This window comes from Enterococcus thailandicus (assembly GCF_001886265.1).
In the GTDB taxonomy this organism is placed as follows: domain Bacteria; phylum Bacillota; class Bacilli; order Lactobacillales; family Enterococcaceae; genus Enterococcus_B; species Enterococcus_B thailandicus.
Map to the genome: position 1 here is coordinate 65,563 of NZ_JXLE01000004.1, position 14,890 is coordinate 80,452.

General features: G+C 37.5%; 16 protein-coding genes and 1 riboswitch. Of the genes, 15 read left to right on the forward strand and 1 reads right to left on the reverse strand.

Annotated elements, in window-relative coordinates; genetic code table 11:
- Nucleotides 1–58 precede the first annotated feature (58 nt).
- From RV17_RS03795 to RV17_RS03830, 8 genes are all read left to right on the forward strand, one after another.
- A complete protein-coding gene (locus RV17_RS03795) occupies nucleotides 59–1,078 on the forward strand; it encodes a PocR ligand-binding domain-containing protein (protein WP_071868578.1) in 1,020 nt (339 codons plus the stop codon).
- 80 nt (nucleotides 1,079–1,158) lie between these two features.
- Nucleotides 1,159–1,295: riboswitch (FMN riboswitch) on the forward strand.
- A 118-nt stretch (nucleotides 1,296–1,413) separates the two neighbouring features.
- On the forward strand, nucleotides 1,414–2,472 hold the full coding sequence (gene ribD / locus RV17_RS03800) for a bifunctional diaminohydroxyphosphoribosylaminopyrimidine deaminase/5-amino-6-(5-phosphoribosylamino)uracil reductase RibD (RefSeq protein WP_071868579.1): 1,059 nt from the start codon (nucleotides 1,414–1,416) through the stop codon (nucleotides 2,470–2,472).
- A gap of 1 nt (nucleotide 2,473) precedes the next feature.
- Nucleotides 2,474–3,070 (forward strand): riboflavin synthase, encoded by a 597-nt coding sequence (locus RV17_RS03805; protein WP_071868580.1) that lies wholly within the window; start codon nucleotides 2,474–2,476, stop codon nucleotides 3,068–3,070.
- 16 nt (nucleotides 3,071–3,086) lie between these two features.
- Entirely contained in the window at nucleotides 3,087–4,265 is a 1,179-nt protein-coding gene (locus RV17_RS03810; RefSeq protein WP_071868581.1) for a bifunctional 3,4-dihydroxy-2-butanone-4-phosphate synthase/GTP cyclohydrolase II, read from the forward strand.
- 14 nt (nucleotides 4,266–4,279) lie between these two features.
- Entirely contained in the window at nucleotides 4,280–4,750 is a 471-nt protein-coding gene (gene ribH / locus RV17_RS03815; RefSeq protein WP_067483187.1) for a 6,7-dimethyl-8-ribityllumazine synthase, read from the forward strand.
- A gap of 356 nt (nucleotides 4,751–5,106) precedes the next feature.
- Nucleotides 5,107–5,925 (forward strand): PRD domain-containing protein, encoded by an 819-nt coding sequence (locus RV17_RS03820; protein ID WP_071868582.1) that lies wholly within the window; start codon nucleotides 5,107–5,109, stop codon nucleotides 5,923–5,925.
- Between the two features lie 112 nt (nucleotides 5,926–6,037).
- Nucleotides 6,038–7,867 carry a beta-glucoside-specific PTS transporter subunit IIABC gene (locus RV17_RS03825; RefSeq protein WP_071868583.1) on the forward strand — a complete coding sequence of 610 codons (1,830 nt, stop codon included), beginning with the start codon at nucleotides 6,038–6,040 and terminating at the stop codon, nucleotides 7,865–7,867.
- 20 nt (nucleotides 7,868–7,887) lie between these two features.
- On the forward strand, nucleotides 7,888–8,667 hold the full coding sequence (locus RV17_RS03830; protein ID WP_071868584.1) for a ChbG/HpnK family deacetylase: 780 nt from the start codon (nucleotides 7,888–7,890) through the stop codon (nucleotides 8,665–8,667).
- A gap of 26 nt (nucleotides 8,668–8,693) precedes the next feature.
- On the opposite strand, the gene RV17_RS03835 is transcribed toward RV17_RS03830, so the two are convergent.
- On the reverse strand, nucleotides 8,694–9,050 hold the full coding sequence (locus tag RV17_RS03835; protein WP_071868585.1) for a hypothetical protein: 357 nt from the start codon (nucleotides 9,048–9,050) through the stop codon (nucleotides 8,694–8,696).
- Nucleotides 9,051–9,153: 103 nt separating this feature from the next.
- Between RV17_RS03835 and RV17_RS03840 the strand changes: the two genes are divergently transcribed.
- The 7 genes from RV17_RS03840 to RV17_RS03870 all read left to right on the forward strand — a co-directional run bounded on the left by RV17_RS03840 (nucleotide 9,154) and on the right by RV17_RS03870 (nucleotide 14,777).
- A complete protein-coding gene (locus tag RV17_RS03840) occupies nucleotides 9,154–9,900 on the forward strand; it encodes a DUF2238 domain-containing protein (protein WP_071868586.1) in 747 nt (248 codons plus the stop codon).
- 3 nt (nucleotides 9,901–9,903) lie between these two features.
- A complete protein-coding gene (locus RV17_RS03845; protein ID WP_249024343.1) occupies nucleotides 9,904–11,289 on the forward strand; it encodes a gluconokinase in 1,386 nt (461 codons plus the stop codon).
- A gap of 173 nt (nucleotides 11,290–11,462) precedes the next feature.
- The gene (locus RV17_RS03850; RefSeq protein ID WP_071868587.1) at nucleotides 11,463–11,909 is read left to right on the forward strand and encodes a DUF3290 domain-containing protein; all 447 of its coding nucleotides are present in this window, start codon (nucleotides 11,463–11,465) and stop codon (nucleotides 11,907–11,909) included.
- 11 nt (nucleotides 11,910–11,920) lie between these two features.
- Nucleotides 11,921–12,556 (forward strand): DUF421 domain-containing protein, encoded by a 636-nt coding sequence (locus tag RV17_RS03855; protein WP_071868588.1) that lies wholly within the window; start codon nucleotides 11,921–11,923, stop codon nucleotides 12,554–12,556.
- A 274-nt stretch (nucleotides 12,557–12,830) separates the two neighbouring features.
- Nucleotides 12,831–13,151 (forward strand): PTS sugar transporter subunit IIB, encoded by a 321-nt coding sequence (locus tag RV17_RS03860; protein WP_067483171.1) that lies wholly within the window; start codon nucleotides 12,831–12,833, stop codon nucleotides 13,149–13,151.
- 34 nt (nucleotides 13,152–13,185) lie between these two features.
- On the forward strand, nucleotides 13,186–13,503 hold the full coding sequence (locus RV17_RS03865; RefSeq protein ID WP_067483169.1) for a PTS lactose/cellobiose transporter subunit IIA: 318 nt from the start codon (nucleotides 13,186–13,188) through the stop codon (nucleotides 13,501–13,503).
- Between the two features lie 26 nt (nucleotides 13,504–13,529).
- Complete coding sequence (locus tag RV17_RS03870) at nucleotides 13,530–14,777, forward strand: PTS sugar transporter subunit IIC (RefSeq protein ID WP_067483167.1); 1,248 nt, start codon at nucleotides 13,530–13,532, stop codon at nucleotides 14,775–14,777.
- Nucleotides 14,778–14,890: the final 113 nt, after the last annotated feature.

Genomic DNA, 14,890 nt, shown 5'->3' on the forward strand with positions numbered 1-14,890 from the left:
TAGGATTATTTTGTCATTTTTAGAAAATCGTCCTATACTACTAACTAGAGGTGAGAAAATGAGCACAACTTTATTTGATATCGAACAAGTTTTAGATTTAGATAAATGGGAAAAAGTTCAAGAAAGTCTAGCCCTCGCTACACATTTGGCCATTATTTTAGTAGATTATCGGGGTAGACCAATTACGAAACACAGCCAAGTTCAACCTTTTTGCCAGTTAGTACGTAATCACCCTGAATTGGCTGTTTATTGTGAAAAATGTGATTCAAGAGGAGGTCTGGAAGCTGTTCGAACAGGAGAGCCGTTTATTTACCGTTGCCATTTTAATATTGTTGATATGGCAATCCCAATTATGGTTGATAATCAATATGTTGGTGCAATCATGGCTGGAGAAGTTCTGCTAATAGATGGACAAGAAAAGTTAGAACAAGTTTTACAAGTAGAAGACCAAGAAAAATTGGAAGCATTTAAAGAAGAACACCACGAATTATTTGAACAATATCCCAAGTTTACCTTGGCTGATTTGCAGAGAACGGCTGTAATGTTAGAAAGTTTAAGCGAATACATCGTAACGGAAGCAATCAAAAAAGATTATTTAATCAAAGCGTATAAGCAGACACTCCGCATTTCAAAAAAAGCAGAAGTACCGGATCAATCAGTTGATTTAAAAACAGTGCAAGCAGACATTCGTCAATCTTTATTGGAAAACCAATTAGGGACAGAAAAAGATAGGTATCTAGCCAAAAATAAAATGCTGCAACCTGCAATTGATCTGATTTTTGCTAATAAAGGAAGTCATGTTGATCTAAATATGTTAGCCGATGTAACGAATTTGAGTCCAAGCTACTTAAGTCGACAGTTGAAAGAAGAGTTTGGAGAACCTTTCAGTCAAATTTATGCGAAATTAAAAATCTATTGGGCGGAACAATTATTGAGGACAACAGATTTAACAATCAGCGAAATTAGCGATCAATTAGGTTATGTTGAGGCCAGTTACTTTGTACGTTCATTCAAAAAAATCAAGGGAATCACACCATTGAATTACCGTAAGCGACACAAACATTTTCCGATGGATTGAAGCAAGTCGCGAATCAAGCGAAAGAAAAAAGCAGTTGACATTCTTTTTTTTGAACGTTATGCTTTTTTTGTTAATTGAATATGTTTCTTCGGGGCAGGGTGTAATTCCCGACCGACGGTGACAAGTCTAACTTGAAGTCCGTGACCCGCAATAGTTTGCGGTTGATCTAGTGAAAATCTAGAACCGACAGTTAAAGTCTGGATGGGAGAAGAAAAACTTATCGAAAAAATGACGGGAAAAGTGACCCTTTTTTTGTCGTGCTTCTTTGAGTTTATTTTGACTATAAGCCTCGTGTAATTATACGGGGCTTTTTTGTTTGGAAAGGAGGAATTCATTTGCATGAACGATTTATGAAAAAAGCGATTCTAGCAGCGGAAAAAGGGCGTGGGAAAACATTTACGAACCCTTTAGTCGGTGCAGTCATTGTGAAAGGCAATCAAGTCCTAGCAGTCGGCGCACATTTAGCATATGGCGATGCGCATGCAGAAAAAGTAGCAATTGATTATTTATGCGATACTCCCGAAAAACTACTCAATTCAACAATTTATGTCACTCTAGAACCTTGTGACCATCACGGAAAACAACCACCTTGTACAGAGGCAATTATTGCTGCTGGAATCAGGCAAGTAGTAGTCGGACAAGTAGACCCTAATCCTATAGTGTCTGGTCAGGGGATAAAAAAACTACGAGATCATGGGATTCATGTTTTAGTTGGTGTGTTAGAAGAAGAGGTTCGAAATTTAAACAGACATTACAATTATTTTTTTGAAAAGAAGCGGCCATTTGTTGCGCTAAAACAAGCAATATCATTAGATGGAAAGTTAGCATTATTGAACCAACGAACCAGATTAACAAGTGAATATGTGGTGAAAAAAGTTCGCGAAGAAAGGGCGAATTACCAAGCAATTTTGGTAGGAAGTCAAACTATTTTGACTGACAATCCCAAGTTAACAAGTGCGATAAACGATTTTCCGTTTTATCGAGTAATCTTAGATCGACGAGGAAGGGTGTTCGAACACGAAAATCTTGCTGTTTTTCAAGATGAAACAGCGCCAGTTTTGATTTTTACAGAACAGTCTGAAATTTGTCAGACATTACCGAAACATGTTGAGGTAATTTATCTGCCGAAAGTTTTGATTTCCGAGGTATTAACAAAATTAGGAGAACGACTGATCCAATCTGTGTATGTTGAAGGTGGTGCAAAAATCCATGATGCTTTTTTGGCAAGTGCGTGTTGGGAAGAGCTGATTACTTACGTTGCACCTAAAATTTTAGGTGGTGATAGTGTTGCGAGTATGTCCTCTAGTCGACATGTTGAAAAAGTAACAGAATTGAACAATGTCACAATCCAAGCGTTAGGCAACACAATAAAAATCGTGGGGAGCAGAGTATAAAATGTTTACTGGATTGATTCAAGAGCAGGGAAAAGTGACTAAGATTACACGACATGGACACACAATCGAACTTACTTGCGAAGCGTCTGAACAATTGTTAGACAATTATCGAATTGGAGACAGTATGGCTATCAATGGTACATGTCTAACGGCTATTGCAATCAACAATCAACGATTCTGTGTGGAAATGATGCCAGAAACGTATCAGCGAACGACTTTTTCGCAAATGAGAGTCGGAGATCCGGTCAATTTGGAACGCGCATTGCCTTATAACGGACGACTAGAAGGACACTTGGTAACAGGGCACGTAGATGGAACGACTCGCTTGCTACAAAAAAAAATGCAAGAAAATGCCTTTGTTTTTGTTTTCGGATTACCGGGTACTTTTAAAGGTGAAATTATTCCGCAAGGATCGATTGCAATCAATGGTGTTAGTTTAACTGTTACAGCAGTGACCGAGCAGACCTTTTCGGTTAGCTTGATCCCACACTCAAAAGAACAAACGAATTTAGGAAAACTGGTTCAAGGACAATTGGTCAACATTGAAACTGATTTACTAGGAAAGTATGTAAAGGCACAAGGAATTCTTAAGTGGTGAAAGAAGGACAAGAGAGATGAACCATAAAAAAATTGAAGAAGCTTTACTAGAATTACGAAAAGGAAACTTAATTATCGTAGCAGATGATGAAAGCCGGGAGGCAGAAGGAGATTTAGTTGGGATTGCAAACTTAGTATCACCAGAAACAATTAATTTTATGACTAAATTTGCTCGAGGACTCATTTGTGCGCCAATCACTCTTCAACGTGCCAAGCAGCTACAGTTAACGGAGATGGTCCAAAAAAATACCGATCCATTTGGTACAGCATTTACGATCAGTGTTGATTATGAAACAACGGTAACTGGTATTTCTGCTTACGATCGAGCAAAGACGATCAAAGCTTTAGGGCAAACAACAACGAAAGCTACGATGTTCCATCAACCGGGCCACATTTTTCCGTTGATAGGCAAGGAAGGCGGCGTCTTGAAGCGAAGAGGACACACGGAAGCTGCACTTGATTTAGCAAAATTAACCAATCAATCAGAAGCTGCCTATATATGTGAGATTTTAAATGAAGATGGAACAATGGCACGTTTGGAGCAACTAAAAGTTTTGGCGCATAGCTGGCAGATGCCACTTATTACTGTCGAAGAGTTGAAACAATATTTGGAAGAGCAACGACCAACTGTTCAACTACCTACAGCATATGGTGACTTTGAATTAACTTTGTTTGAGGACAACGCTGGTGAAGAACATTTATTGCTAACAAAAGGTGATGTGCGAAAGAGTGAAGAACCTTTACTCGTGCGTATTCATTCTGAATGTTTGACTGGCGATGTATTTGGTTCCCACCGTTGTGACTGTGGCGACCAGCTTCATGAAGCTATGAGGATGATTTCGGAAAGAGGAACAGGCGCTATTCTTTATTTACGTCAAGAAGGCAGAGGCATTGGTTTAAAAAATAAATTATTGGCTTATCAACTACAAGAAACAGGTATTGATACTTATGATGCGAATCTTGCTTTAGGATTTGAGCCAGATGAGCGAACGTACCAATTTGCGGTAGAAATGTTAAAGAAAACGGGTATTCAGAGAATCGAATTATTGACGAATAATCCAGAAAAAGTGACACAGTTGATGGAACAAGGAATTGAGGTCGTTAAACGCGTGCCGCTTGAGATCCCGCCAGAAAAAGAAAACTATACGTATCTACAAACGAAAAAAACAAGATTTCATCACTTATTATCAATTTGAGAATGGAGAAAACAATGCATACTTTTGAAGGAAACTTTCATGGACAAACGAAAAAAATTGGGATTGTTATTGGACGATTTAACGAATTTATTACATCAAAACTACTAAGCGGGGCAATTGACAGCTTGGTTCGTCACGGCGTAGAAGAAGAAAATATTGATGTTTATTGGGTTCCAGGAGCCTTTGAAATTCCCTTTATGACCAAAAAAATCGTTGCAACGAATCAATATGATGGTGTGTTGACTCTTGGGGCGGTGATTCGTGGAGCAACGACTCATTACGAATTGGTTAGTAATGAAGTAGCAAAAGGTGTGGCACAAGTTGGTTTAGCATCAGAAATTCCAGTTATGTTTGGTGTTCTGACGACAGAAACAATTGAACAAGCAATTGAACGTTCAGGCACAAAAGCTGGAAATAATGGGGCAAACGTGGCGCAAGGATTACTCGAGATGATTTCCTTAACGCAACAAATTAGGAACAACTGATTGCGGCTGCCTTAATTTGTTCGTTTACTTCAGTAAAGAATAAAAAGAGCAAGGGTTGAACTTTTTACTGACTAGAAACAGTAGGAGGTTCAACCCTTGCTCTTGTATAAGTGATGCGTATTTGTAATAACAGAATTTTTCTTGTTTTCGATAGAAAAATAAGGAAAATTGTATAACATTTGTAATAAAAACGAAAAACGGTTACATTTATCATTGACTTTTGAAGAAGTTACCGTTATGATGTTCACATAAAAGGCGTGTTACTGGTCCGACCAGGCATCAACCAGCATGTAATAGACTGTGGGAGCAGTGTATTAATGTTGGCTTTTTTATTGTCTTAGATTGGAGGTTGCGAGTTGGAGATCATCAAGAGTATCAACAACAATTTTGCATTAGCGATGAAAGATGGCAAAGAAGTTATTGTTGCAGAAGTGGGAATTGGCTTTGGAAAATTTCCTAAAACGATTGCAGAAGATGAAGTCGAAAAAGTATATCAATTAAATGATTCCAATTTAAATGGGATTAACTTGGCTCAGTTTCCGCTAGAAGTCATGAACTACTCTCATCAAATTGTCAAAAAAGCTGAGCAAGAACTCCAGTTACCAACGACAGATCTTTTGTTTTTAAATGTTGCGGATCACACGAACTACATGTTGCAACGTTTAGACCAAGGAATTTCTTTAAGTGCACCGTTTCGAATTGAAATCGAAAAGTTTTTCCCGAAAGAATTTGAGCTGGGAAATTGGGCGGTGAATTATTTGGCGGAAGAGACAGGTAAACAAATTCCTAGACAAGAAGCACACGCCTACGCCTTACATTTTATCAATAGTCAAGCAAGTCTTGGTGAGCGTGAAAAAGTAGATCCTTACATTAAAATTATCAGTGATGTGAACAATATTATTACGTATCATTTTCATAAAGAGTTCCCAGAAGATTCATTCTACTATTTACGTTTTGTGACGCATCTTAAATATTTTATTGCTAGGAAACTTAACCATGAGACAACTGAGTATCGAAAAAATGAATTGTATCAAACACTGCGTGCACAATATGTGCAAGAAGCGCAGTGCGTAAAGAAAATCGAGCATTATTTGCAGGAGTCTTACGGTTGGACGTTGGACGAAGAAGATTTGCTTTATCTGCTAATCCACATCAAAAAAATAAGTGAAATTTGAGTGTAACTGGTTCGACCAGGCATAACCAAAAAAACGACTCTCTTTTGATTGAAGAGGGCTAGTTTTTTTGGTTTTTTGTTTTTTACGAACAATTTTTAAGGAGGAAAAAGAAATGGACGATCGACAAAGAGCACAAGCAATTTTAGAAGCAGTGGGAGGAAAAGAAAATGTTTCATCACTAACACACTGCGCGACACGCCTACGTTTTTATTTAAACAATGGACAAAAAGTTGAAAAAGAAGAAATCAAAGAAGTACCTGGTGTGATTCAATATGTCGAGTCTGGTGGACAACATCAAGTAGTAATTGGAAGTGACGTGGTGGATGTCTTTGATGAATTAGTGAAACTATTACCAGAAGATGCGGAGAAACAAGTAAATGAGCCAAAAGAGAAACAAACATGGTACGATGAATTATTTGCGACAATTTCAGCTATCTTCACCCCATATATTGGTGTGTTGGCAGCAGCGGGGATTTTAAAAGGATTTTTGATTCCACTTTCCATGTACAATATTTTGCCGGCAGATAGTGGACTATATCAATTGTTAAGTATCTTAGCATCTGGTGTCTTCACATTATTACCCTTGTTTATCGCAGTAACAGCAGCCAATCGATTTAAGACAAATCAATTTATAGCGTTGGCAATCGCAGCGGCAATGATCTATCCATTAACAGATGCTAGTATTTTAGATAGTGCGTCATTGTTGGGATTAACGATTAGTTTCAAAACTTATGGTGGTGCTGTTGTTCCAACGATTTTAGCAATTTGGGCACAAAGCTATATCGAACGTGGTGTCAAAAAAGTTTTGCCTAAAGTCACTCACACAGTATTTGTTCCTTTCTTTACAATCATCATTACCGGAATTGCAGTCTTTGCTTTGATCGGTCCTTTAGGAAATGGAATCGCCAATTTGATTGGTACAGCATACTTTAGCGTGTATGCGTTTAGTCCGATTTTAGCGGGTGCATTATTAGGTGGCTTGTTCCAATTATTAGTGATGGTTGGTTTACATTGGGGAATTTTACCAATTGCGTTAATCAATATTCAAAACACTGGTGCAGATACGATTTTACCAATTGGTTCTAACGGTGTATTTGGTCAATTTGGTGCTGTAGTTGGCGCGTGGCTATTTTTAAGAAAAGGAAAAGATAAAGAAATTGCTGCCTCTGCTTCATTATCAGGCTTTTTTGGGATCACAGAGCCTGCCATTTATGGGATTAACTTGAAGTATAAAATGCCATTTATTATTGGTTCGATTTCTGCAGCACTTGGCGGCGCAATCAGTGGCTTTTTTGAAACCAAAGCTTATTCTTTTACCCCAGTAGCCAATATTTTTACATTCTCAATGTTTGTAGGACCTGGAAATAATTTTAGTGCACAATTATTAGCGAATGGTGTGTCATTCTTCGTGGCGCTAGTAGCTACTGCTTTGTGGATGCGTAAGCAAATGAAAACAGTCTCAATTAGTGAAGAAGAACAGAAAATAATTTCTGCAGAACCAGTTGCATCTACTAACTTAGTAGTAGCACCTTTAAATGGAGAGTACTTGCCGATTTCAGAAATCAATGATCCAGTATTTTCTTCAAAAAGCATGGGCGAAGGTTTTGCAATCAAACCAAGTGAGGGTACGGTATATGCACCTGTTAGCGGTGTTGTAGAGCTAGTGGCTCAAACAAAACATGCGATTGGGTTCACTGCTGATGATGGTAAGCAATTATTAATCCATATTGGTCTCAATACAGTAGAATTAAATGGAAAAGGTTTTTCTTGGCAGGTTAAACAAGGTGATCGAGTAACTGCAGGACAAGTCATTGGACAAGTGGATTTCAGTCAATTAGCTGATTACGATACGACAACAGCAGTCGTTTTAACAAACACACTTGATTATCCAGAAGTCAAGATTTCATTAACAGATAAAAATCATCTGATTCAAACGAAGTAAGTGAAAAGGAAGGCTGAATGATGAGAAAATTTATTTTAAATGCAGATGACTTAGGAATGTCAGAGGCTATTAATTTAGGAATTGCCAAAAGTGTGGAAGAAGGAATCGTTAGGAGTACTTCGTTAATGGTGAATATGCCTGAAGCTAAAGCTGGAGTTACGTTGATCCAAGCAATTGATCCAACGGTTGAAATCAATCTGCATATCAACTTTACTTTAGGAAAACCAGTGACAGATGCGAAAAAAATTCCTAGTTTAGTGGATGAAAAGGGGCTATTCCTCTCTTCAAGTCATTACAAAAATGGTGGAACGTTGACGTTTAACTATCATGAAATCAAACAAGAAATGGAAGCACAAATCTTACATTTTAAGGAATTACTTGGTGAATTCCCAGTGCACATGGAAACACATTCTGTTGGCGATCAAGCAGTTGGACAAGCTTTATTTGAATTGGCTGAAAAATATGGCATCCATGCCAATTTATTTTATGGATACCAACCACCAAAAAAATTGCCCTATCAACTGGCAGAAATTCCTGATTTTGATAAATTGATGACGGTACTCAATCGTGGAACGAAGCTTAGGGACTTTGCAGACGATGCGTTTGGTTACCAAGCATTACCAGAAGAAACAGTGATTGAATTACATCTTCACCCTGGTTTCTTAGATCAATACGTTTTAGACCACAGCACATTAACCTTGCCACGTTGTCAAGATTTAGAAACATTGACTTCCTCTGAGTTAAAAAAATGGTTTGAAACAACAGAGTATCAAGTTGTTGATTTTGCCAGTTTAAAATAGAAAAAGAGAAGCTGGACAAAGCGTAGTTACGCGCTTTGTTCAGCTTCTCTTTTGATCTTTTGGACTAATGCTTTTAGAGCATCTAAACGAGTTGGTGTTAAAGAAGAGATCCGAATACATGTCTTACCCAAATTGCTTTTGTCAAAGATCTGAGCATATTGTTCAACCAATGGCGGTTCATTTTCATCAATGGGTACATAAATATTCACTGTTTTTGCGTATTGCTTGACTGCAATTAGTGGTGAAGCGGGTTCTTCTGGCGAATGTTGGATAAATAGCCAGCCAATGCCTGTGAACTTTCCAACAGTGAAGCTTTTGCCTGCTTGATTGGTTTCTTGTTCAATGAGTTGTTTGATCTGAGTATATGATTTTTCACTATTCACTAGATTCACCTCTTAGTTATTTCCTATTTTCTATCCACTTATTGTATCATGTTTATAAGGGAAAAGACTCATCGGAAGAACCAGATGAGCAAAGGAGCTTGTTATGAAAAAAAACTGGTTGGACAAGAAAAAGATTATTTTTTATTTAGTCTTTATTTTACTAGCAATTTCTACTATATATGCCATTATCATGATGATTCAAACGCCATCTGGAACATCGACAACTGAGTACGAACATGTCAAAAGTGATTATGTGTTGATGATTTTGCAATGTGTGGCAGGAATGATTATTATTTTTTTACCAAGGCAAGTAGAACAGAAATTTGATATTGAGATTCCTGATACGATGGAAATTCTTTTCTTTCTTTTTTTGTTTTGTGCAATTTATTTGGGTGAGGTACGCAATTTCTACTATAAAATACCATTTTGGGATATGATCTTACATGGATTTAGCGCGGCAATGCTGGGTTCGCTAGGATTTATTATTGTCGCTTATTTAAATCGAAGTAAACGAGTAGCGCTTCAATTAAGTCCATTTTTTATTAGCTTGTTTGCCTTTTGCTTTGCAACAACAGTCGGGTTGCTTTGGGAAGTCTATGAATTTTTAGCGGATCATTTATTAGGGACTAACATGCAAAAATTTATGACAGGCGAAGGCGAGATTTTAAGTGGGCATGAGGCACTGATTGATACGATGAAAGATTGCATCGTAAATATGCTTGGTGCTCTGATCATAGTTAGCTGGGGATATATTCATTTAAAACATCAAGAAAAGCGATTAAGTAATCTTTCTCGAGTACATCAAAAAGTTGAGGAAAACAATTCAGAAAGACACAAGAAGGAAGAATAAAAAATGACTGATATATTTTTAGGTATTGACATCGGAACCACTGCAATCAAATTTGGTGCAATTGCTCAAGGAGAAACCATTTTTTATCATCGTGTACCATTGGAAACTTACAGCGAATCTGGGGGTGTCCGTTATCAAAAAGCTTCTGAAATTTTAGTGATTATCCAAAATGAATTGCGAGAAATACCTCGCTCATTAAAACAGCGAATCACAAAAATCAGTTTTAGCGTGGCGATGCACAGTTGTATGCCTGTGGTTGCTGGTGAATTTGAACAAGTCTTTATTTGGTCTGACACTCAAAGCAAAGAAGCGATAGCGGTCTTCAAGCAGGCGAATGAAGCCGAACGTTTTTATCAAAAAACAGGTACACCGATTCATGAAATGACACCTTTTGCCAAAATTCTCTATTTTAAGAAAAGAAAAATGTATCCTGAAAATACGAAATGGTTGGGTCTGAAGGAATTGCTCATGGGCTTTTTCACTGGTGTTTCAACAATTGATTTGTCTACGGCGTCTGCTACAGGTTTATTGAATTTAGCCAAACGTCAATGGGATAAAGAAATCTTAGGTTACCTTGGTATCAGCACGGATCAATTAGGCCAGTTAGTAGAACCAACTACTTCATATTTAATCAAAAGAGAACTGGCTGACGAGCTACACTTTTTACCTGGCGTACAAGTTTTTGCAGGGGCAAGTGATGGTTGTTTAGCGGCTTATGGTGGTTATCTGGCAAACGGATTGTCAGCAAGTTTGACCATTGGTACGAGTGCTGCTGTTCGAGAAATAACTAGTACACCAGTTTTGGATTGGCAGCGTCAAAACTTTTGCTACTATCTAACTGAAAATATTTATGTGATTGGTGCGCCATCAAATAACGGTGGGAAAGTACTTGAGTGGGCAAGCCAAGTCTTTGCAGATGACCCCGTACAATTCTATGAAAAGATTCCGGACTATTTAGCACAATCGCCAATCGGTGCCAAGGGATTACGTTTCTTCCCCTATATCAACGGTGAGCGAGCTCCACTTTGGAAAGCCAATCAAACAGCGGAATTTAAAGGTTTAACGATTCATCACCGCCGAGCTGAGATGGTTCGAGCAGTGATTGAAGGGGTACTGTTCAACGTTAAGCGACTCCATGAAATGGTGAATGAACCAAGTAACTTAGCAGTCAGTGGTGGTTTTTTTGAGTCAGCTGTTTTGTGCCAATTAACAGCAGATATCTTAGGAGCAGATTGTTGGTTGGCTGGTGAAAATGAACCGATTTATGGTTTGTATGGGTTAATTACTCAGGTAGCTTCAAAACAGTTGCCAATTCGTCTGCAGAAATGGTCGGCTAATCAAGAAAGCTATGCGGAGTTTCAACCAGTATTTCAGACTTACTTTGACTAACGTGTAGCTCAACGACGAAAATTGCGTGAGCTGTATGCTGTTTCAAAGATGAGTCGTGTTTTGATTGCCTATTTCAGTCGGATTGACTTATTTTATGAATGACGACTGCCATTTTTGAGAAAAGTAGAACTGAAATTTTTTCAGTTTGAACAGATATGAGCGAGGGGAATTGTATGACTTTTTATAGCATCACCTATTTGGAAGCACAAACGAACTTAAATGATTATGTAAAATATTTTTTTATTTTTGGTTCATTGATTCTATTGGTCGTAGTTTTTAGTTTGTATTTACGACATCGAATTCAAACGAAGTATCGAGATCTTAGCATTATCTTTTTCTTATTCTTATTGTTTGTTTCTGGCGTTCAGTATTCGGATTATCAAGTGAACCAAAGTAGATACTCCCAATCTTCTCAAATGGTTAACCTAGTGGAACAAATTTCAAAAGAAAAAAACTTAGCGAAAGAAGAGATCTTGGTCAATTCCACACAACTGGCAGACGGAATCATTGTGAAAATCGCAGATGATTTTTATAAAGTCAACTTAAGCGGTGACCAGACATCTTATACGCTAGAACGAGCATATGTTACTAATCCAGAGATTAAAATCATCAATGAGTAAGGAGAAAAAATATGCAGTTTTATACACCAATTATTATTAAATTTGCGTTAGGTATCATTTGTTTGATTATTCAAATTAATTTGATGGGAAAAGGAAACTTGGCTCCTTCTTCAGCATTGGATCAGGTTCAAAATTATGTATTGGGTGGAATTATTGGCGGTGTTATCTATAATGACTCAATTACTGTATTGCAATTTGTACTGGTGCTGATTATCTGGACGTTACTAGTATTAGTTCTCAAATTTGCTAAAGAACACAACCGCTATGTGAAACGAGTGGTGGATGGTCGACCGATTACCTTGATTCAAAATGGTGTCGTTGATGTGAATGAATGTTTGAAAAATGGAATCTCAGCCAATGAATTGATGTTTAAGCTTCGAGCAAATGGCATTTACGAAGTAGAAAATGTAAAACGTGCTGTCTTGGAACAAAACGGCCAATTGACACTGATTGAATTTGGGGATGAAAACATCCGCTATCCAATTATCGTTGATGGTCAATCTAATGAAGATGTGTTGGAATTGATCAAAAAAGATGAGGTTTGGTTAGAAGAGCAAATTCAACAAAATGGGTACCAGAAAATCAATGAAATCTATCTTGGAGAGTACTTGTCTGGAAAATTAAATCTCTATGGCTATAAGAAATGAGTAGTGTACAATCAATTTAGTAATCAAAAATAATTAAAGTGTGAAGCAGTTGATCGAAAGAAAACTGTTTCACGCTCTTTTTTTGCACAGAAATCACGTATGAAACCGTAAACACTGCACACTAATAATAACTTGTGTATTTTTATTTATTAGTGTGCGCACGAACGGTTTGTGGCTGTAACCCTTGATAGAGTAGTGCTGTAAAGCGCTTTTATTTTTGGCACGGTACTTGCGTTATATAAAAGTGTAAGTAAGAGAAAAGGATGTGTTCTAAATGGAAAAGAAAACAATTATGCTTGTCTGCTCAGCAGGAATGAGTACTAGTCTATTAGTAACGAAAATGCAAAAAGTGGCTGAAGAAAAAGGTGTAGAAGCAGATATCTTTGCTGTATCAGCATCTGATGCTGATCGTCATCTAGAAGATAAAAATGTAGACGTTTTACTTTTAGGCCCACAAGTTCGTTTTATGAAAAATCAATTTGAAGAAAAACTTGCACCAAAAGGAATTCCTTTAGACGTAATCAATATGCAAGACTACGGCATGATGAACGGTGCAAAAGTTTTAGAACAAGCGGAAAACTTAATTAACCAATAAAAACTTGAATAGAAAATAGAGGGGATGAAGAACAATGGAAGATCAAAAAAATCTTGAGGCAATCATGGGCTTGATCATGTTTGGCGGAAACGCAAAAAGCGATGCAATGGAAGCGATTGCTGCTGCAAAAAGTGGCGACTTTGAATTAGCAGATGCAAAAATCAAAGATGCAGAAGAATCTTTAGTGCAAGCACATCATTCACAAACAGAAATGCTTACACAAGAAGCACAAGGCAATCATGTGGACGTTACATTATTGACTGTTCATAGTCAAGATCACTTGATGACATCAATTGCATTTACTGATTTAGCAAAAGAAATTATTGATTTATACCGTCGAATCGACGCGTAAAGGGGTAAAAGAAAGAGGTAGGAAAGATGGATAGATTTGTTGCATTTATGGAGAAACATTTTATACCTGTAGCATCAAAAATTGGTGCTCAACGACATTTGGTTGCCATTCGTGATTCATTTATGGTAAGTATGCCGTTAATGATTCTAGGAGCGTTAGCAGTTATGATCAATAACTTGCCAATCCCTGGATTCCAAGAGTTGATGAATTCAATTTTTGGTGGAGAAGCATGGAAAGGTTTCGGTGGCGCAGCTTGGAACGGAACATTTGCAATCCTTTCAGTACTGATTGCTTTCTTGTTAGCTTATCATTTAGCGAATGGTTATAAAAAAGACGGTGTGTCTGCCGGTGTTATTTCATTAGGATCATTCTTCGCTTTAGGCGGAGCATTGGGCATGAGCTCAACTGGTTTATTTATTGCAATTATTGTTGGGATCGTCTCAACAGAAATTTTTGTTCGATTAAGTGGAAATGAAAAATTAATTATTAAAATGCCTGACGGTGTTCCGCCAGCAGTTGCAAAAGCATTTGCTTCATTATTACCTGCAATGATTACTATTTCATTCTTTGCACTAATTGCTGCAATCTTTGCTGCATTTGGCGTAGCTGATATTGTAGGTGCATTTTACACATTAGTTCAAGAACCATTTATGGGACTTGCAAACTCATATCCATCAGCATTATTATTAGCATTCATTACACCATTCTTATGGTTCTTCGGATTACATGGGGCAAACATGGTTGACCCATTGATGCAAACAATCAATGCACCTGCAATCGAAGCAAATGTGAAAGCAATTGCTGCAGGACATGATGCACCTTTTATTGTTAATAAACCATTCTTTGATAGTTTCGTTAACTTAGGTGGTACAGGTGCTACATTAGGTTTGTTATTAGCTATTTACTTGGTTGGTCGTAAAAACAAACCTTATATGGTCGTAACAAACTTATCAATTGCACCAGGTATCTTTAATATCAATGAACCAACAATGTTTGGTTTACCAATCGTATTGAATCCGATTATGTTTATTCCGTTTATCTTGACTCCAATGATTTTAGTTAGTGTTGCTTACTTCGCCACACTAACAGGAATCGTTCCGGCAGCAACAGTTATGCCTCCATGGGTAACGCCACCAGTTATCGGTGGGATTTTGGCAACTAAGAGTATGGCAGGCGGAGTGTTAGCTGCGGTTAACTTGCTTCTTTCAGTCTTGATTTACTTGCCATTCGTAAAAGTTGCAACAGTACAAGAACAACGTAAAGTAGCGCAATAAAAAGAAAATTAGCTGTTCGGTTAAGAATGGACAAGCTTGAAAGCAGTGAGGTTGTGACGTTAGTCGCAATCTCTTTTTTGTGTCCGCTAATAGCTTGAAATAGTTCATAAAAA